A 17,118-nucleotide genomic window follows, 5' to 3' on the forward strand; every position below is an offset into this window, starting at 1 on the left:
CCTTCACACTGCTTGCAATGGACACCGGTAAATTTTTTGCACTATTTTTCTTTGCTTTTTCAACTAATAACTTAAGCTCTTGTGCGAACTTATCATGTCCATTTCTAGCTTCGTGCGCCGCAACCTGAAGCGCGACAGATAAAAATCTGTCGTCATCTTTGTCTATATGCGATTGCATCAATGCTTTAATTTGAGTAGAACTAGCCATGAAAATTCGGTCATAAATTGGTGTATAAGCGTTCAAATTGTACATGAAATGGTAGCCTTCATCCATAAAGATTAAAGTGTTCAGACTCACACGAATCCTACTTTTATCTAGTGTTTCCAGTTCCAGTACCTTACCCAGTGTAAAATGATTCACACAACAATCACCGACCTCAACCCAAAAATCTTCAGGCATATGTCATCAATGTGAAATCCCACCATTGATTCCGACAGGAGCCTGAAATGAATCCCAAAACTTCCGATTACCAAAAGCAGCAACGCTATCAGGAAAATGAAATCCTAGAGCATGCGGCTGAGATACTGGCTACGCGCTACGTGCGTGGTGATGCTCTAATCAACCCTGATGCCACCAAAGAATATGTACGCTGTAAGCTAGGTTGCTATGAGCGTGAAGTGTTTGCCTTATTGCTACTGGATAACCAAAACCGATTGATTGAGTTTAAAGAGCTGTTTCAAGGAACGGTGGATGCGGCCAGCGTCTACCCGCGAGAAGTGGTGAAAGCGGTGTTGGAAATCAATGCCGCAGCGGTGATATTTGCCCATAACCATCCATCGGGTGATTCTACGCCCTCTCAAGCTGATAGGCGCATTACCGAAAGACTCAAAGACGCTCTTACGCTGGTGGATGTTCGCGTACTTGACCATATCGTGACAGGCGATACCTGCACCTCATTTGCTGAAAGGGGATGGTTATGATTGAGCAACACTACGGTGAGCTTTCTATTGATGACGCTTTACATACGTCACTGGAAGCACTTCTTAATCGGCACACTCTCCCAGAGAACGCTGAACGGCTCGTATTGAACTGCCGCCAAATGAGTTACTACCGACATCGACAAGGTTTGCACCCCATTGAGGTGCAGCTTAAACGTGAGTCAGCCTCAAGCCCTTGGCTGGTGGTGTTCTTTGCCAGCTTCTCTTATCCCGATGACAACAGCACAACCGTTGAGCCTGAGTTGTACTTTCATCTGGCTAACCGTTGGTGCTATCAACCCGATGTGGGGAGCACGGATTTATCCCACCCAGAGGTACAAGAGCTGCTCTCGGTTTGGATGAAAGCCTTTGCTCGCCATCTATCCAGAAACGTCTTTGATGACATGCAACTGACGATGGTCGGCACATTCCAATAATTCTCACTCTGTTATTTCTTATTTGAATCCTGAAACAAGGAGGACTCACTATGTCCAAATTAAACTTCACAGCATCATTACTACCTGTATCAAAGAAACTGCACAAGCTGCTAAGTAAGCAACTCACCGCTCAGATGCTGAGTAATGAAGCACTGACCACCAGCCGTTATCTGGTGTTTAATTTTCGCGATAAAAGTTACAGCGCGGATGAAGGCGGCTTCCATCCGGTTGAGATGGCGATTTGCCAAACCTCAACAGGGGAATGGAGCATTGAGTACATCACCGACTTTGCTTATATGGGCAACTACTATCCAGAGCTAGAGCGCAACTTGGATTTTGATTTTCGGGTTGGGCAGTTCTTTGTGGCCTATCGTGGCTGGCTACCAATGCAAGGTAGCCGTGATGCCAAAGAGCTGTATCGGCTATGGGAGAATAACTTTCTGGCCTATGTCGATATGGACGCTTACAACGAGATAGCCGTCACCCCGCAATAACTCATGACTTCCCTTCTTCTACAAACCATCAAACTTGTCACTGCCCTCATCACACTGTTCTCCCTTTCCCCGTTTTTCGGTGCCATTGGAACCCTATCCAGCTTAGGGTTTCTGGTGGTGCTACTGATTGGGTTACTGGCAGCCATTGCCGAGCTCAGTGATAAGCATAAGCCTCGTTAATGTTAATCGGCTCACGCTTTGTTGATGCCGATTGATGCTGTTTTCACCGTTGGACATTATGTGTCTGACCCACCTCTATTCTCCCGACATTAAATGTCCGACTCCGGTGTGGAGCTTTGATGTATTGAGAGCGTAGTCATGAGCAATAAAACCAGCATTGAAGGGTTATCCGCTTTGCTGCACACGCTGATGCTTATTCCTCAACATCGATGGATCACCGTTAGGGAGTTGCAGCAGCAATTAGCCCTACTCGATATCCACCGCACCACTCGCAGCATTAAACGCTACCTCGATGACATCATTGTGGAAGTGTTTAACGTGGAGTGTGATTCGATGAGCATGCCCCATGTTTATCGGAAAACCTCAGAGCAATTACTGAAGCTCAACAAACAGGAAATGCTCTATTGGCAACTGACCAACAAGTACTTACTGCCGCTGGTTCCTCATGCACTGAATTATGGACAAGGGTGCTCTTCGGAGAGAGACAAACCCTTGCCACACAAGGGTTCAGCACATTCAAAAGAGCAAGCATGGTTAGCCAAAGTACATGTGACATTGCCCACGATTCGCGAGTGGAGTGACGAGCAACGGCAAGTGTTGAATGCGATACACACGGCATTACTGCACAACCGTATGCTCAAGATATCTAGCCAAGTATTGCAGCAAGAGAAGGCGCTCATTGAGCCACTGGGACTCTCGGTTCAGTGTGACGCGCTCTTGCTGCTCTTTCGATTATCCGGCCAACACACGATACGCACCCTCGCCTTGCCCTTGATTGATGAGGCCAGTGTATCGACGTTTTCTTTTACCTATCCGACTGATTTCAATCTTGAGCGGTTCATGCGTGAACACGATGGAGTCAGTGCATCCTGAATTTCACTCACCGATAAGGAGAGCACCGTTATGACATTAACCAACACCCTACTCCGATACGCCGCCATGACCATCCTGTTTATCGGGCTCACCGCTTGTGGCGACCAAGAAGAGACTCAAGCAGCAACGGCAGATATCGAAGTGTCGATATCAACTAATCCTCACTGGGGAACATTGGTCTTTGACCTGCAAGCCATCACCGACAACACCGTGATAAGCGATGTAGTGATTAACCGTGGCAACTGCCGATTACCCGCAGGCACAACCTCAGAGCTATCAAGAAACGTTTCGTTAAAGTTCGGCCAAACCTACACCGGATACAGCAACAACTGCACCGTGGAGAGCGTGAAAGAAATTGAAGTCACCTCCAGTGCTGGCACCTTTGTCTACACCTTCTAACTTTCAATTCCCAAATAACACACTAAACCAACTCGTAAGGATCAACTATGAACAAGTCATTTCTACTCATCACAGCAGCGTTAGCTTTCTCTGCCTCTTCCGCCTTTGCTGGTGGAACGCTGGGCGGTAACCCATCCGCAGATTCGGGAGCCGTAAATACCAGTGTAGGCAAATGCACTCAATACAAAATGGATGTGAAAGCGGCACAACAGGCAGGTAAAGACGTAGCGAGCATCACCGTTCCTGAAGGCTGTGAAGCCATCAAAGAAAAGTAATGCCACCAGCAGTGGTAAAAATGACAATGGGGAGCAATCACGCTCCCCATTCTTTTTTTGTCTTAACACATACGTAAATGAAATATTCCCATAAGAATCCTAACTTACAACCTCTACGTTTTATGAACCTATCAATCCTAAATTTACGATAAATTTACGGCTTTTCATTTTCTTCATCTAGAGAATTTACGCTCTTCTTTTCTACACTGTTCCCGTGTTTCACAACCTCAGGTAACTCAACATGTACGTCATGTTACTCATACTCGGGACCGCATTACTGGTCTACCTCATGTGGGCTGTTTTTAAGCCGGAAGAATTTTAGGAGAGCTCATGTTAGACATCATTATCATCTGTTCACTGTCCGTGCTACTAGCGATTCCGTTAGGCACATATATGACGGGAGTCTTTTCTACAACCTCGCATTTCAGTGATAAAATTTTTGGTACGTTCGAAAATGGCCTGTACAAGTTAATTGGCGTACGCCATCAACTAGGTATGGATTGGAAAGCCTACGGCAAAGCGTTTTTATTGACAAATTTAGTACTCGGATTAATCGCATTTGGCCTTTTAAAATTCCAACATATCTTGCCATTTAATCCCGATCAAATTGGGCCTTTGTCCTGGGATCTGGCACTGCACACCGCCGTGTCTTTTCTCACCAATACCAACCAACAACACTACTCAGGACAAGCTCAACTCAGTTATCTCTCGCAAGGATTTGTCATTGTCGCCCTACAGTTCATCACACCAGCAATGGCGCTGGCGGTATGCGTTGCCGTATTACGAGGAATGCGTGGAGGATTGAACCATGATAGTGCTCAAGAAGGAGAAACCAGAAACTTAGGGAATTTTTACGTTGATATGGTTCGCGGTGTCGTACGTGTTCTTTTACCACTGGCGGCTATCGTTGCGTTGTTATTGACTTGGCAAGGAGTTCCTAGCAGTTTCCAAGGTGCCCAACAGGTCAGCACGTTAGATCAAACTTCTGACGTTATGTCGCAATCTATTCCTATTGGGCCTGTTGCTCCAATGGTCGCCATCAAGCAGCTCGGTACAAATGGCGGCGGTTGGTACGGCCCGAACAGCAGCAACCCTCTAGAGAATCCAACACCTGTTAGTAACGCCATCGAAACCATAGCCTTAGTGCTCGTACCGATTGCAGTTGTGTTCATGGCTGGAGGGATACTAAGACAGAAATCATTCTCCAGAATGTCATTCATTGCCATGGGAATTCTAAGCGTTTCATTTATCGCTGGCACTGTCTATAGTGAACTTCAACCGAATGCAGCCTTTGATAACCTCAGCGCTGTTGGTCCAAATATGGAAGGAAAAGAGGTTCGGTTTGGTCCCGAGTTATCAGCACTATGGGGAACACTCACGACTCAGACGTCTAACGGCTCAGTGAATGCCATGCACGATTCCTTTAACCCTCTTGGTGGACTTTTAACACGTTCCGGCATGTTAATAAATGCAATATGGGGAGGGATTGGATGTGGTTTTGTTAACTTCATTGTTTATGTATGGCTGGCCGTTTTTCTCTCTGGTCTCATGATAGGACGTACCCCCGAAATCTTTGGCCGAAAAATTGAAACAAAGGAAATTACGCTTCTTGCCAGCCTGATAGTACTACCTACTATCGTCATTCTTGGGTTTACCGCAGTCACCGTTGCTTTCCCTTCTTTAACAGGTAATAGCAACCCTGGCTTCCATGGTGTCTCACAGGTCTTTTATGAATACACCTCGGCATTTGCCAATAACGGTTCAGGCTTTGAAGGGTTGAGTGATAACTCCATATGGTGGAACCTCACCTGTGTCATCGTTTTACTACTGGGGAGATATTTACCTTTGGTTCTGCCATTAGCGGTATCAGGCTTAATGGCGAGTAAACGTGTGAGCCCCCAAAGTGCTAGCAGCATCAAACTCGCAAGCCCTGTCTTTTGCATTACCTTGATCGTGGTGATCTTGATCATCAACGTACTGTCATTCCTACCAGCGGCCATTATTGGGCCTGTTGGTGAAGCATTACAACTCTCTGTTCAAGCTATGGAGTACTAAGCCATGAAACATCATTCTCTATCAATGGATAACGTTCATTTTCGAGATGCTGGTTGGGATGCTTTTAAAAAGCTCTCTCCAAAAAAAATGGCGGCTAATCCGGTTATGTTTGTGGTTTGGGTAGGCACACTTCTGAGTATTGCGATTACCTTACAAAGTGCAATGACTGGCAAATCATTTGGAATTGAGTTGGCAATGACAGCGATTCTCTTTTCTACGGTTTGGTTTGCCAACTTTGCGGAAGCAATTGCAGAAGCTAAAAGCAGAGGGCAAGCATCCAGTTTAAGAGCAGCCAAGCAATCACTTCAAGGCCGAAGACTTCGTGGAGATAAGGAAGAATGGGTCAACGCTGAAGATCTGAGGAAAGGCGATACCGTGCGAGTCCTAGAGGGAGAATACATCCCCACAGATGGCGAAATTATTCGCGGTGTCGCCACGGTAAATGAATCCGCTGTTACAGGGGAATCTGCACCTGTCTTACGTGAAGCCGGAACCGATCATTCTGGAGTAATTGGCGGTACTAAAGTATTAACAGGAATGATTGAGTTGGCAGTTGCAAACGACCCTGGCAACAGTTTTCTGGATCGTATGATTGGATTGGTTGAGGGTGCTCAACGTCAGAAAACACCTAATGAGCTTGCATTAACCGTTTTGCTATCAGCCTTAACTGCCGTATTCCTCATTATCGTGATGACACTTCCACCAATGGCAAACTTCGTTGGTGGGCAACTCAATACAATGATGTTGATTGCGCTGCTAGTCTGCCTTATCCCTACGACTATTGGTGGGCTTTTACCTGCGATTGGGATAGCCGGGATGAATCGAGCGCTGAAAGCAAATGTCGTGGCGAAATCAGGAAAAGCCGTTGAGATAGCAGGTGACATTGATACTTTATTACTAGATAAAACTGGCACAATAACATTCGGTGATCGCCAAGCAACAGCCTTTCTTACTTCACAGGATAGTAACGACTCAGCGCTTATCGAAGCTGCGGTACTGTCATCCTTAGAGGACCCAACGCCTGAAGGTAAATCCGTGCTGTTGCTAGCTAAAATGCAAGGATATTCTTTCGACATCTCGATGCCTGATGCAGAGTTTCTTCCCTTTTCGCCAAAGACCCGAGTTTCAGGTTTGCAACTAAAAAGCGGAGAAACAAAGATCAAAGGCGCAAGTGATGCGGTAAAAGTATGGGCTTCTTCGAAGAATATTCGTTGGCCTGATGATATTGACGCTCTCGTCATGTCTGTAGCTCAAAAAGGTGGCACGCCCTTAGTCGTAGCGACAGACAAACAAGTTCTAGGGGTTATCGCTCTCTCTGATGTAATCAAACCTGGTGTAGCCGAACGATTCTCCCGTTTACGTGCCCTAGGCGTTCGTACCGTCATGGTCACGGGAGACAACCCGACAACGGCTGGTGTGATAGCAGCAGAAGCTGGCGTAGATGACTTCATTGCAGAAGCAAAGCCAGAAGACAAATTAGCCTTGATTCGTCGCGAACAAAGTAAAGGGCGCTTAGTCGCTATGGTTGGTGATGGTACTAATGACGCTCCAGCCCTAGCACAAGCTGATATAGGCCTTGCGATGAATTCAGGGACACAGGCAGCCAAAGAAGCAGGCAACATGGTCGACTTAGACTCAGACCCTGCTAAGCTGCTGGCTGTAGTCGAAATAGGTAAACAACTTCTCATTACACGAGGGGCATTGACCACCTTCTCTCTCGCGAACGATTTCTCCAAATATTTCGCGATTCTTCCTGCGATTTTTGTTGGTTCCATTCCCGCGATGGCGTCGCTCAATTTTATGAACCTGAATAGTCCTGAAACTGCAGTGTTATCCGCTTTGATCTTCAATGCTTTGATTATCCCAGCGTTAATTCCGTTAGCTTTAAAAGGTGTCGCGATACGCACCGTGAGCTCAGAGAAGTTGCTCAAAAACAATATGATGATTTATGGCTTAGGTGGCGTCATCTTTCCATTTGCGATGATTAAGCTTTTTGATTTGCTTATCAGTTTAGTCATTTAGGAGTAAAAGTGATGAATAGAGATTCAATAGTTAATAATACGGATTTTCGCACAGCGACCTTTCCATTAGATTCCAGAGGAGCCAGCCAAAATTTACTTGTGGCGGTTCGTGCTGGTATCGTATTAATGCTGCTGTGTGGAGGACTTTATACAGGCCTGGTGACGCAATTGGGAGAGTGGATTTTTCCGCACCAAGCAACAGGAAGCTTAGTACAGGAGAATGGCCGTAATTTGGGGTCGGAATGGGTAGGGCAATCTTTTGTTAGCCCTAACTATTTCCACGGCCGTCCAAGTGCGGCTAATTATGATCCAATGGCAACCGGAGGAAGCAACCTTGCACCGTCAAACCCAGAATTACGAGCCGTGGTTGAACAACGCAGCCTCATAATTCAGGAACAGGAAGGAACGAAAGCGAATACGATTCCCGTCGATTTACTGTCGGCATCGGGTGCAGGGTTAGATCCTCACATATCGCCAGATGCCGCATTGCTACAAGCACCACGCATTGCTCGCGTAAGAAACCTCAGTGAAACTCAAATCAAGTCCCTGATCACAGAGCATATTGAGATGCCTCAGTGGGGGATATTGGGCCAAAAACGAGTAAATGTTCTCAAACTCAACCTAGCGTTAGATAAGTTACAGAAAAATTAATACTTCAAAGTCTTTGTATCAGAAGAACAAGAAGAAACCAATGCATCCATCGGCTCGATGGATGCTTTTTAAGGAGCTAAACATGGTCGATGACTCACCTCGCACACAACAAGCCAATGCATTACTGAATAAAGTTAAGCGAGATGAAAAAGGGAAACTCACCATTTTTCTTGGTGCGGCCCCTGGTGTCGGTAAGACATATGCCATGCTAAATGCCGCAAAAGAAAGGCTTCAGCAAGGTATTGATGTGGTCGTCGGCTATGCAGAAACTCACGGCAGAGAAGATACACAGCAAATGCTGGATGAGCTGGAAGTCCTACCTCGTCGTGCCATTCTTTACAATGGAAACAAACTTGATGAGTTTGATCTTGACCTCGCGCTAGAGCGAAAACCCGAACTTATCTTGGTTGATGAGTTGGCGCACACCAACGTGCCAGGCAGCAGACACAAACGACGCTACCAAGACATTGAAGATTTGTTATCTGCTGGAATAGATGTTTATACCACAGTTAATATTCAACACTTGGATAGCCTCAATGATCTGGTTAGGCAAATTACAGGCGTTAAAGTAAGAGAGACCGTGCCCGATTATTTTGTTGATGATGTTTACGATATACGTTTCATTGATTTGTCCCCTGTCGATCTTGTCTCGCGACTGCAACAAGGTAAAGTTTACCTACCAGAGTATGCACGTTTAGCTCTGGACTCCTTTTTTTCTCTTTCCAATCTTGCCGCTCTACGTGAGCTCGCAATGAAAAAAGCCATTGAGCAAGTTGATTACAATTTAACGAACGAACTCGAATCTAAAGCGGAAAGAGTCGATTACGTCATCAAGGACAAGCTGCTGGTATTGGTGAGCACGAATAGTGATCATCGTTACCTGATCAGGATGGCACGCCAAATTGCTGAACGTCGCCAAGTACCGTGGACCGTACTATGGGTCGATCACGGGCGGCCTCTCACCGTTAAGCAACGCCATTGGCTCAATGCGATTACTAGCACGACAAACGAGCTAGGCGCGAATTTTGAAGTGTTAAGAAGCCCTAGTACCTATCGCGCCGTTGTCGAGTTCCTTTCTGAAAACAAATTTAATACTGTCCTACTTGGTTATGGTGCAGCACGCTCATTTCAACTTGGTTGGAAGAAAAAAAGGCTTTATCAGCGATTAGTGGAATCTGGACTACCGGTAGAGGTTTCTGTATTCAGAGAACCCAGCGCAGCGCCTCAGGTAATAGAGAGTCTCTCTATTCGATCGCCTTTTGGCGACAAAAAAGGATATAGCCTAGGATTTTTGGCTACTTCATTGGCGACTTTGATCTCTATACCTGCACAGAATCTCTTGAATAGTGGCAATCTGGTACTTCTGTTCGTATTCGGCGTATTAGCTGTAGGGCTAAAACATGGTGCAAGACCAGCTATTGTGACTTCAATTGCATCATTCATGAGTTTCAACTTCTTCCTGACTGATCCCTATTATTCCTTCAAAGTGAATAGCAACGATGACATTTTCACACTCATTTTCTTGATCGTTGTTAGTTTTATCTGTGGCCCAGTAGCCTCACGTGTACGTGATCAGTTCATCTTGCTTAAAGAATCGAATCGTTACACAGACGCATTAAAAGAACTGGCTCAAGCGCTATCTGTCGCAGACGATGAGAACGCACTTTGGCGGTCACTTAGTCAACACATTGCTCGCTCCCTTTCCGTGAGAGCACATATCGTATTGCGCAGCAAAGAGCATCGATATCAGTATTTTCCTCCTATCGACTTACCACTCAAACACAATGAAATAGCTGCGATAGATTGGACCTTTCAGCACAACAAAATGGCGGGGCAATTCACGGACACTCTCAATGCAGCCCAAGTGTCTGTCGTCCCTATATCGGATGGTGAAACCACGATAGGGACTGTGGTCATATACTGGGAAGACACTCGCATGGAATTCAACCTCTACGAGCGAGAGTTATTAAACACTATGCTGCAACAAGCTATTAATACTTGGCAGCGAATCCGCTTAGTGTCCGATCTAGAAAGTGCTCGTGTAAAAACAGAGGTTGAACAGATTCGCTCGGCGTTATTATCGTCTGTATCCCACGATCTGAAGTCTCCGTTATCTGCCATGATGGGGGCCGCAGAGAGCTTAAGGGATCTGAACGATCGATTGAGTGAACATGACAGGTTTGAACTGTTGGACACGATTTTGCAAGAAAGCCATCGTTTAGATAGTTATATCCAGAACCTTTTGGATATGACTAAATTGGGTCATGGGAAACTTAAGATTGAAAGAGACTGGGTATCGTCTGAAGATATCATTAGCAGTGTTATTCACCGGATAAGACGCTACTTCCCATCCGTGAATCTTGTTTATACCCATCAAAGCGAACCACCAATACTTTTTGTTCATGCCGCGCTTATAGAACAAGCATTATTTAATATTCTGGAAAACGCGGTACGCTATTCTCCGGAATTGGAACCTATCTCTGTCACATTAAAAGCAGATGAAAGCCAATGCATGATCGCGATTGAAGATAGAGGGCCAGGGATTCCAAAAGATCAGCAAGAACAGATTTTCAACATGTTTTATGTCGTGTCAGATGGCGACAAGAAAAAAAATAACACGGGTATGGGGCTAGCCATTTGCAAAGGCATGATCAGAGAAAAAGGAGGAAAAATACGAGCGATGGAAGGTAGTAATGGAATAGGAACTCGATTTGAAGTATCGTTACCGCTTGAATATAAAGCACTAAGCAAACATTAAAGATATTATTGATTATGCAAATTCTTGTTATTGATGACGAACCCCAGATACGTCGAATGCTACGAATCGCACTCTCAAGTGAAGGTTACACAATACATGAGGCGGAAAATGGGGAAACTGGTTTAGCCGTAGCAGTCAGACAACAACCTGATTTAATCATTCTTGATCTTGGCCTTCCCGATATGGAAGGTCATGATGTGCTCAAAGAACTGAGACAATGGAGTTCTATCCCTGTCATCGTGCTTTCAGTTAGAAATAAAGATCAGGAAAAAGTACTGGCTCTCGATTCCGGAGCTCAAGACTATGTAACAAAACCTTTTAGTGTCATGGAACTCCTGGCAAGAATTCGAGCATGCTTCAGGGACCATTCCACACCGGAGCAAAGCCCAATTGTTACAGATGGGCATTTAACGATCGACTTAGCAAGACGAGTCATCTCTATAAATCATCAGCTCGTTGAACTAACACCCAAAGAATACGCTGTACTTTCAAAACTCGCAGCTTCTCCAAATCGAGTCATTACGCAAACCCAACTTCTAAAAGAGATATGGGGCAACAACCATACGTCGGATACACATTATTTACGCATTGTGATCAGTCACTTACGGCAGAAAATTGGGGATTCACCTTCAGAGCCAACCTACATAAGAACTGAATCTGGAGTGGGCTATCGATTGAACATTGCGGACAAGTCTTAGCCACTTTATTAACGGACCATAGCTTTATGAAGTCCTTTACTCTTTCAAGCCTATTTTCTGGCCACAATAAGGGCAATACTTGGCGCTTCCATCTGGGTTGTAGTGCAGCCCTTTTGGACATTTGAACTTTATCCAATACGTTCTTCTGATAACTCGCCAGCAATGAATCATACAGAACCCCTCAATATCGCGGTGTTCAAAAACGCCAGAAGGCACGCGAAAAAATAATCAATATTGGAAAAATTTCTAAGCGACCAAATAACATGGCAACGCACATTAACCACTTACCTTCCGGTTTTAGTGTGCCAAATCCTGAGGCAGTCTCACCGTATCCAATCCCCATATTGTTTATACATGCCGCCACAGTACCAAACGCCGTAACAATATCATGCCCTATCGCCACCAATCCCCAGATGAAAACACAGGTGAAAAAGATATAAAGGAAAAACAATCCCCATACTGAGCGAATCACACGATCGGATACGCTCTGTCCGTTTACTTTCGTGGTTAAAATGGCATTCGGATGAATGAGACTATTAATCTCTCTGCTGCTTTGTTTATAAAGCAAGAGAAAACGAACGGCTTTAATACCGCCACAGGTGGAGCCAAAACATCCACCAAAAAAGCTCGCACCTAAAAGCAGCAACACAACATGGTTCGGCCAACTCGGATAGCCTCCAGCCCCCAGCCCGTTGTCTGTCATCACAGATACCGTTTGAAAAAAACCGTGAACCAGTGAATCCTGCAAGCCAAAAGTCTGCGTTCGATACAATTCAAGACAGGCAACCCCAACGATGCAAGAGAGGATAAAGATGAAAAAGCGAAATTCCGCATTCTGAAGAATGGGGCGCACACTCCTTCTCACTAGCGCTACGTAATAGAGGGCAAAGTTGATAGCGGCGAGGATAGAAAATACGCCGGCAACCAGCTCAACCGCCGCACTATTGTAGAAACCTAAGCTATCGCCGTGAGTAGAAAATCCGCCTAATGAAACGGTTGATAAGCTATGACAGATAGCATCAAACCAATTCATCCCCGCAGCTTTAAACGATAGAGCACAAGCAAGCGCAAGTGCGGAATACAAGCCCCATAGGTTTCGCGCCGTATCCGCAAGTCGAGGCGTCATCTTCTCTTCTTTCATCGGTCCAGGCATTTCAGACTGATAGAGCTTGGCACCACCAATTCCTAAAAATGGCATGATCGCGACAGCTAAAACAATGATCCCCAACCCGCCTAAAAAGTTCAGTTGAGCTCGGTAAAACAAAATCGATTTAGGTAGTGTATCTATATTGGAAAAAACCGAAGCTCCAGTTGTAGTAATGCCGGAGACGCCTTCAAACACTGCATCCGTCAATGTCATATTCAAGCGGCTATCTAAAATGAAAGGCAGTGCACTCATCGCCGAGAAGATTAGCCAGAATAAACATGCAACCATAAAGCCGTCGCGCTTTTGTAGGTATTTGTCTTCACCTTTGGTTGACTTCCAGCCAACGATTCCAATCGAAAGAGAAAGTAAAAAAGTAAGAAGGAATGCCGTAATGTAACCATCACGATTGAGCAGCGCGACCACGATTGGAACCAGCATGGTAAAGCTGTAAATGATAATTAAGAAGCTACATAGGTGAATAATCGTTGTGAAACGGGAGCTGGCTTGGACTCTTGAGGAAACATTAAACATCATGCTCGACGTCTCCATCTGATTGGCAATTTACTGTATAAACCTAAGGCAACAGGATGGAGATGAGTAGCTCCGCTCATCGACGATTCGGAACGAGTGGGTGGAACAAGGCTTGGAATTGGGGACATGATAACCAGTCTTCAGAGCACGTTTTAGCGCCTACATTATCAAAGTGGCAGAACTGAAGCGCGTAAAAAAAGCGTAAAAAAATTCACGAAAAACAGAGACAGGATTATGCGTTGTGAAGCTTCATACGTCTTCATTCTTCAGTGTTGTAATGGAACAAATAAATCTAGCTAGGTGTAGGGACAAAACACCCGCACCAAATGACCATCGAATGTACTCGACAATACCTTTACTATTTTTTCCAAAAGTATGGCAATAACATGGCTAACACCGTGAAGTATTCCAGTCGGCCAAGGATCATTGCCAGATTTAATATCCAGATGCCTGTATCAGAAACCGGTTGAAAATTGCTTGCTACCACGCCAAAACCAGGTCCAAGCACATTGATACACGCTACCACTGCGGTAAAGGACGACCAAAAGTCTAGTCCTGTTGCCATCATCAGCAAAGTGAACACCACGGTGGTCAGCGCTGCCAGAGACATAAAAGCCATCACAGCATTGGTGACATCAGAGGTTACAACACGCCCTTGATAACGGATCGGCAAAATGGCTCTGGGATGGGTAAGCTGACGAATTTCTCGTCGAATCACTTTAAACGTGATGATATCGCGCACAAATTTATTGCCCCCTGCGGTTGAACCTGAGCAACCACCAAGATAGGCACAAAACACCAAAAAGAGCGCGCTTGCCGCAGGCCAACTGCCCAAATCCGCTGCCCCAAATCCTGTACTGGTCATAAATGAGACGACGCTGAACATGGCAAAACTCAGTGAGGTAAGAAAATCGTCGTAGGCAGAATGGCTAAAAATGTACCAGCCCAAAACAAAGGAGAGCGCTATCGCGGTAAGGATAAACACTCTCGACTCTTCATCAGAGGCATAAAGACGCAGCCCTGCAAAGCCATTTCGAAACACACGAAAATGAAGACCAAAACTGATCGCGCCCAACATCATGAAAATATTGGATAGCATAAGGATAAGGTGACTTTCAAAATGCCACATACTGGCATCATGCGTCGAGAAACCGCCCGTTGAAACTGTGGTAAAACTGTGCGCTATGGCATCGTAGGCCGACATCCCAGCAAGATAATAAGCCAGCGCACACGCTAAGGTAATCGAAAGATACACGCCCCAAAGATAATGGGCGGATTTAGAAATACGTGGTGATAACTTATCATCCTTGATTGGGCCTGGTGTTTCGGCCTTAAGCAGCCGCATTCCACCAACATTGAGCATAGGCAACACCGCAACGACAAAAATCACCACACCCAGCCCGCCCATCCACTGAAGAAATTGGCGATACAGCAGAAAAGACTTCGGCATCTCATCTAATCCCGTCAAAACTGTTGCTCCCGTCGTCGTTAAGGCGCTGATAGACTCAAATACCGCATCTGTCATGCTCACCTGAGTAACTAAATGAATCGGTAGCGCCCCTAAAAAACCCGTTAAGACCCAGGTTAAACTGGCAAACATTAACGCATCTCGAAAGGTGACTTTATGCAGTTCACTTTTTCGCAATAAAACGGACAATAAAAAGGCGCTGACTATCATCACGACCGAAGGGGAGAAAAAGTCACTGGATATACGATCTTGAAATACAAACAGAGATAACAGGCCAAACGTGCCTTGTACAATCCCCATCCAAAGCATAGGCATGACTAATAATCGAAGTGTATTCTTGATATTAATCACGAGGAGGCTCCATCAAGCCTAAACGGTAGCCGATCCCTGATTCGGTTTTAATGAGCTGTTGTTCGTCTGCACTGTCGTTGAGTTTTTTGCGCAACTGGCTAACCAGTACGCGCAGGTAATGGGTATCGTCAGTATGACTTTCGCCCCACACTTCTCTCAACAAGTCTGCTTGCTTCACAAGTTGCCCAGGTGTAATCATGAGCATTTCAAGAAACGCAAACTCCTTTTTGGTCAGAATCACTTCTGTACCAAAAAGCCAGCATTGATGGGTACTTTTTTGTAGCTTGAGTGCACCAAAACCCAAGATATCTTCGCTGAAATGCTCGCTGACCAAGTCTCTCAGCAGTACCTTGATCCGTACAATGAGTTCTTTAATGCCAAACGGCTTACTGAGGTAGTCGTTAGCCCCCGCTTCAAGCAAGCGGATCTTCTCTTCTTCCTGATCGCGGGCGGTCAGTATGAGCACGGGTGTTTTACTGGATTGACGGATCATCGATAAGAACTCGATACCATCGCCATCAGGCAACCCTAAGTCGAGCACCACAACATGCGGCTGAACACGCTCAAATTGCACTTTTGCCGTGGCTAACGAGTCTGCTCCCACGTAATTAAAGCCTTCAGCCGCCAAAGAAATGCGCATAAAAGTTTGGATTTGAGGCTCATCATCCACCACCAGTATTTTGTAGTTCACTACTGCTCTCCTTGTTGACTGCTTGGCAGCGAAATCCGAATCAAACAACCTTGTTGTACTTCTACACATTCGATATGGCCTTGATGGGCTGAGACCACGCCTTTTGCCACACTCAACCCAAGGCCAGAGCCAGAATCGTCACTTCTTTTTTCCTTGCCTGAATAAAACAGCTCGAACATTCGTTCTGCTTCATCGGGTTGCAGTGATTGGCCTTGATTGTAAACATCAATCACCACATTCTGCTGACTCTGATAAATTGTCACACTGACCTGTTTATCTTTGGGGGAATAGCGCAGCGCATTGTCTAAGACATTAAATAACGCCTGCTCTAGCAAAGCCCGACTGACATCAACCGATGAAACCGCCCCATTGACGACAACCTCAATACTTGTGGTGGATGAAGAGAAACGGCCAATGACGCTTTTTACAATATGTACAATGGATTCTTGTTGCTTCTGGATGCGAACCACGCCGTGCTGCAATTTCGTCGCTTGCAAAAGGTTCTCTATGTATTGGTGTAAGCGATGGCTTTCTTTGATGGCACTGTCGAGCAGTTCATCCTTTTCTTTGGCTTGCAGTTGCGTCTGATACTCTTTGAAGGTGGTGAGATTACCTATAATCCCCGCGAGTGGGGTTCTCAAATCATGAGATACGGAGAGCAAAATTTGGTGGCGCAGTTGAACTTGTTCTAGCGCATTCTGTTGGCGTCGATACCGCTCAGCGAGCTGGCTAGTGGTAAAGGCAACCACAATAAAAACAAGTAAGTTGATGATGTCATCCAAGTGGAACATCTGAAGCGAATACCGAGGCGTGGTAAAAAGGAAGTTGAAACTGATGGCTTCGGCAATCGCAGCCACATAAGCTATTCGTGAGTGACATTGAAGGGCAATCACAACAATAGAAAGTTGAAGTATAAGTAGCACGGCTATGGCTGAGCCTAACCAATGCTCAAGCCCCAATGAAATGACGAGTGCAATGATGAACACCGACGCAGATAAGAGATAGCGATTTTGCGTCCAACTCATTGTCATACCGATCATTTAATTGAAAAGTCGTGAGTTTGACTGTATCAGATACGTCACAAAGGTTCGCGTAAAAAAAGCGTAAAATTTGATAAGTGAAAATCAAAAACTATTGAAATAAATCATAGAGCTAAGGAAGCCACGATCGA

General features: G+C 45.4%; 17 protein-coding genes and 1 pseudogene. 13 read left to right on the forward strand and 5 right to left on the reverse strand.

Features of this window, described 5'->3' with window-relative positions:
- Nucleotides 1-400 (reverse strand): annotated as a pseudogene (locus B9J84_RS16405) (ATPase); the annotation flags it as partial.
- A 47-nt stretch (nucleotides 401-447) separates the two neighbouring features.
- Here B9J84_RS16405 and radC point away from each other — a divergent pair.
- The 13 genes from radC (at nucleotide 448) to B9J84_RS15770 (ending at nucleotide 11,759) form a co-directional block, all read left to right on the forward strand.
- Nucleotides 448-921: a DNA repair protein RadC gene (gene radC / locus B9J84_RS15710; protein ID WP_094124529.1), complete on the forward strand. Its 474-nt coding sequence runs from the start codon at nucleotides 448-450 to the stop codon at nucleotides 919-921.
- A complete protein-coding gene (locus B9J84_RS15715; RefSeq protein ID WP_179217581.1) occupies nucleotides 918-1,355 on the forward strand; it encodes a DUF2787 domain-containing protein in 438 nt (145 codons plus the stop codon). Before radC ends, B9J84_RS15715 begins: the two co-directional genes overlap by 4 nt.
- A gap of 50 nt (nucleotides 1,356-1,405) precedes the next feature.
- Nucleotides 1,406-1,849, forward strand: coding sequence for a DUF2787 domain-containing protein (locus tag B9J84_RS15720; protein WP_094124531.1), 444 nt, complete (start codon nucleotides 1,406-1,408; stop codon nucleotides 1,847-1,849).
- Nucleotides 1,850-1,852: 3 nt separating this feature from the next.
- A complete protein-coding gene (locus B9J84_RS15725) occupies nucleotides 1,853-2,029 on the forward strand; it encodes a hypothetical protein (RefSeq protein WP_094124532.1) in 177 nt (58 codons plus the stop codon).
- A 138-nt stretch (nucleotides 2,030-2,167) separates the two neighbouring features.
- Nucleotides 2,168-2,902 (forward strand): WYL domain-containing protein, encoded by a 735-nt coding sequence (locus tag B9J84_RS15730; protein ID WP_047459650.1) that lies wholly within the window; start codon nucleotides 2,168-2,170, stop codon nucleotides 2,900-2,902.
- 30 nt (nucleotides 2,903-2,932) lie between these two features.
- Nucleotides 2,933-3,301, forward strand: a complete 369-nt coding sequence (locus B9J84_RS15735; protein ID WP_047459653.1) for a hypothetical protein — start codon at nucleotides 2,933-2,935, stop codon at nucleotides 3,299-3,301.
- A 47-nt stretch (nucleotides 3,302-3,348) separates the two neighbouring features.
- Nucleotides 3,349-3,576, forward strand: a complete 228-nt coding sequence (locus tag B9J84_RS15740; RefSeq protein ID WP_047459658.1) for a hypothetical protein — start codon at nucleotides 3,349-3,351, stop codon at nucleotides 3,574-3,576.
- 250 nt (nucleotides 3,577-3,826) lie between these two features.
- Nucleotides 3,827-3,898 (forward strand): potassium-transporting ATPase subunit F, encoded by a 72-nt coding sequence (locus B9J84_RS15745; RefSeq protein WP_224654802.1) that lies wholly within the window; start codon nucleotides 3,827-3,829, stop codon nucleotides 3,896-3,898.
- 8 nt (nucleotides 3,899-3,906) lie between these two features.
- Nucleotides 3,907-5,631 carry a potassium-transporting ATPase subunit KdpA gene (gene kdpA / locus B9J84_RS15750; RefSeq protein ID WP_047459661.1) on the forward strand — a complete coding sequence of 575 codons (1,725 nt, stop codon included), beginning with the start codon at nucleotides 3,907-3,909 and terminating at the stop codon, nucleotides 5,629-5,631.
- A 3-nt stretch (nucleotides 5,632-5,634) separates the two neighbouring features.
- On the forward strand, nucleotides 5,635-7,653 hold the full coding sequence (kdpB, locus tag B9J84_RS15755) for a potassium-transporting ATPase subunit KdpB (RefSeq protein WP_094124533.1): 2,019 nt from the start codon (nucleotides 5,635-5,637) through the stop codon (nucleotides 7,651-7,653).
- An 11-nt stretch (nucleotides 7,654-7,664) separates the two neighbouring features.
- Nucleotides 7,665-8,303 (forward strand): potassium-transporting ATPase subunit KdpC, encoded by a 639-nt coding sequence (gene kdpC, locus B9J84_RS15760; protein WP_081987314.1) that lies wholly within the window; start codon nucleotides 7,665-7,667, stop codon nucleotides 8,301-8,303.
- An 82-nt stretch (nucleotides 8,304-8,385) separates the two neighbouring features.
- The gene (locus B9J84_RS15765) at nucleotides 8,386-11,061 is read left to right on the forward strand and encodes a sensor histidine kinase KdpD (protein WP_094124534.1); all 2,676 of its coding nucleotides are present in this window, start codon (nucleotides 8,386-8,388) and stop codon (nucleotides 11,059-11,061) included.
- A 14-nt stretch (nucleotides 11,062-11,075) separates the two neighbouring features.
- Nucleotides 11,076-11,759 (forward strand): response regulator, encoded by a 684-nt coding sequence (locus B9J84_RS15770; RefSeq protein WP_047459667.1) that lies wholly within the window; start codon nucleotides 11,076-11,078, stop codon nucleotides 11,757-11,759.
- A gap of 196 nt (nucleotides 11,760-11,955) precedes the next feature.
- Here the strand turns inward: B9J84_RS15770 and B9J84_RS15775 are convergent, their stop codons facing one another.
- The 4 genes from B9J84_RS15775 to B9J84_RS15790 all read right to left on the reverse strand — a co-directional run bounded on the left by B9J84_RS15775 (nucleotide 11,956) and on the right by B9J84_RS15790 (nucleotide 16,972).
- Nucleotides 11,956-13,440 (reverse strand): TrkH family potassium uptake protein, encoded by a 1,485-nt coding sequence (locus tag B9J84_RS15775; RefSeq protein WP_052193035.1) that lies wholly within the window; start codon nucleotides 13,438-13,440, stop codon nucleotides 11,956-11,958.
- A gap of 355 nt (nucleotides 13,441-13,795) precedes the next feature.
- The gene (locus B9J84_RS15780; protein ID WP_047459670.1) at nucleotides 13,796-15,256 is read right to left on the reverse strand and encodes a TrkH family potassium uptake protein; all 1,461 of its coding nucleotides are present in this window, start codon (nucleotides 15,254-15,256) and stop codon (nucleotides 13,796-13,798) included.
- Nucleotides 15,249-15,947: a response regulator transcription factor gene (locus B9J84_RS15785; RefSeq protein ID WP_047459673.1), complete on the reverse strand. Its 699-nt coding sequence runs from the start codon at nucleotides 15,945-15,947 to the stop codon at nucleotides 15,249-15,251. The genes B9J84_RS15780 and B9J84_RS15785 overlap by 8 nt, the downstream gene beginning before the upstream one ends.
- The gene (locus B9J84_RS15790) at nucleotides 15,947-16,972 is read right to left on the reverse strand and encodes an ATP-binding protein (protein ID WP_047459852.1); all 1,026 of its coding nucleotides are present in this window, start codon (nucleotides 16,970-16,972) and stop codon (nucleotides 15,947-15,949) included. The genes B9J84_RS15785 and B9J84_RS15790 overlap by 1 nt, the downstream gene beginning before the upstream one ends.
- Nucleotides 16,973-17,118: the final 146 nt, after the last annotated feature.

It is taken from the genome of Vibrio sp. V03_P4A6T147, from assembly GCF_002241085.1.
Classification (GTDB): domain Bacteria; phylum Pseudomonadota; class Gammaproteobacteria; order Enterobacterales; family Vibrionaceae; genus Vibrio; species Vibrio anguillarum.

What these genes read in the sequence shown, in the direction of transcription:
- B9J84_RS15735 (WP_047459653.1), top strand. Translation starts at nt 2,933, where the DNA reads ATGACATTAACCAACACCCTACTCCGATACGCCGCCATGACCATCCTG.
- kdpA (WP_047459661.1), top strand. Translation starts at nt 3,907, where the DNA reads ATGTTAGACATCATTATCATCTGTTCACTGTCCGTGCTACTAGCGATT.
- B9J84_RS15740 (WP_047459658.1), top strand. Translation starts at nt 3,349, where the DNA reads ATGAACAAGTCATTTCTACTCATCACAGCAGCGTTAGCTTTCTCTGCC.
- B9J84_RS15720 (WP_094124531.1), top strand. Translation starts at nt 1,406, where the DNA reads ATGTCCAAATTAAACTTCACAGCATCATTACTACCTGTATCAAAGAAA.
- radC (WP_094124529.1), top strand. Translation starts at nt 448, where the DNA reads ATGAATCCCAAAACTTCCGATTACCAAAAGCAGCAACGCTATCAGGAA.
- B9J84_RS15715 (WP_179217581.1), top strand. Translation starts at nt 918, where the DNA reads ATGATTGAGCAACACTACGGTGAGCTTTCTATTGATGACGCTTTACAT.
- B9J84_RS15790 (WP_047459852.1), bottom strand. Translation starts at nt 16,972, where the DNA reads ATGAGTTGGACGCAAAATCGCTATCTCTTATCTGCGTCGGTGTTCATC.
- B9J84_RS15725 (WP_094124532.1), top strand. Translation starts at nt 1,853, where the DNA reads ATGACTTCCCTTCTTCTACAAACCATCAAACTTGTCACTGCCCTCATC.
- kdpC (WP_081987314.1), top strand. Translation starts at nt 7,665, where the DNA reads ATGAATAGAGATTCAATAGTTAATAATACGGATTTTCGCACAGCGACC.
- B9J84_RS15730 (WP_047459650.1), top strand. Translation starts at nt 2,168, where the DNA reads ATGAGCAATAAAACCAGCATTGAAGGGTTATCCGCTTTGCTGCACACG.
- B9J84_RS15765 (WP_094124534.1), top strand. Translation starts at nt 8,386, where the DNA reads ATGGTCGATGACTCACCTCGCACACAACAAGCCAATGCATTACTGAAT.
- kdpB (WP_094124533.1), top strand. Translation starts at nt 5,635, where the DNA reads ATGAAACATCATTCTCTATCAATGGATAACGTTCATTTTCGAGATGCT.
- B9J84_RS15770 (WP_047459667.1), top strand. Translation starts at nt 11,076, where the DNA reads ATGCAAATTCTTGTTATTGATGACGAACCCCAGATACGTCGAATGCTA.
- B9J84_RS15775 (WP_052193035.1), bottom strand. Translation starts at nt 13,440, where the DNA reads ATGATGTTTAATGTTTCCTCAAGAGTCCAAGCCAGCTCCCGTTTCACA.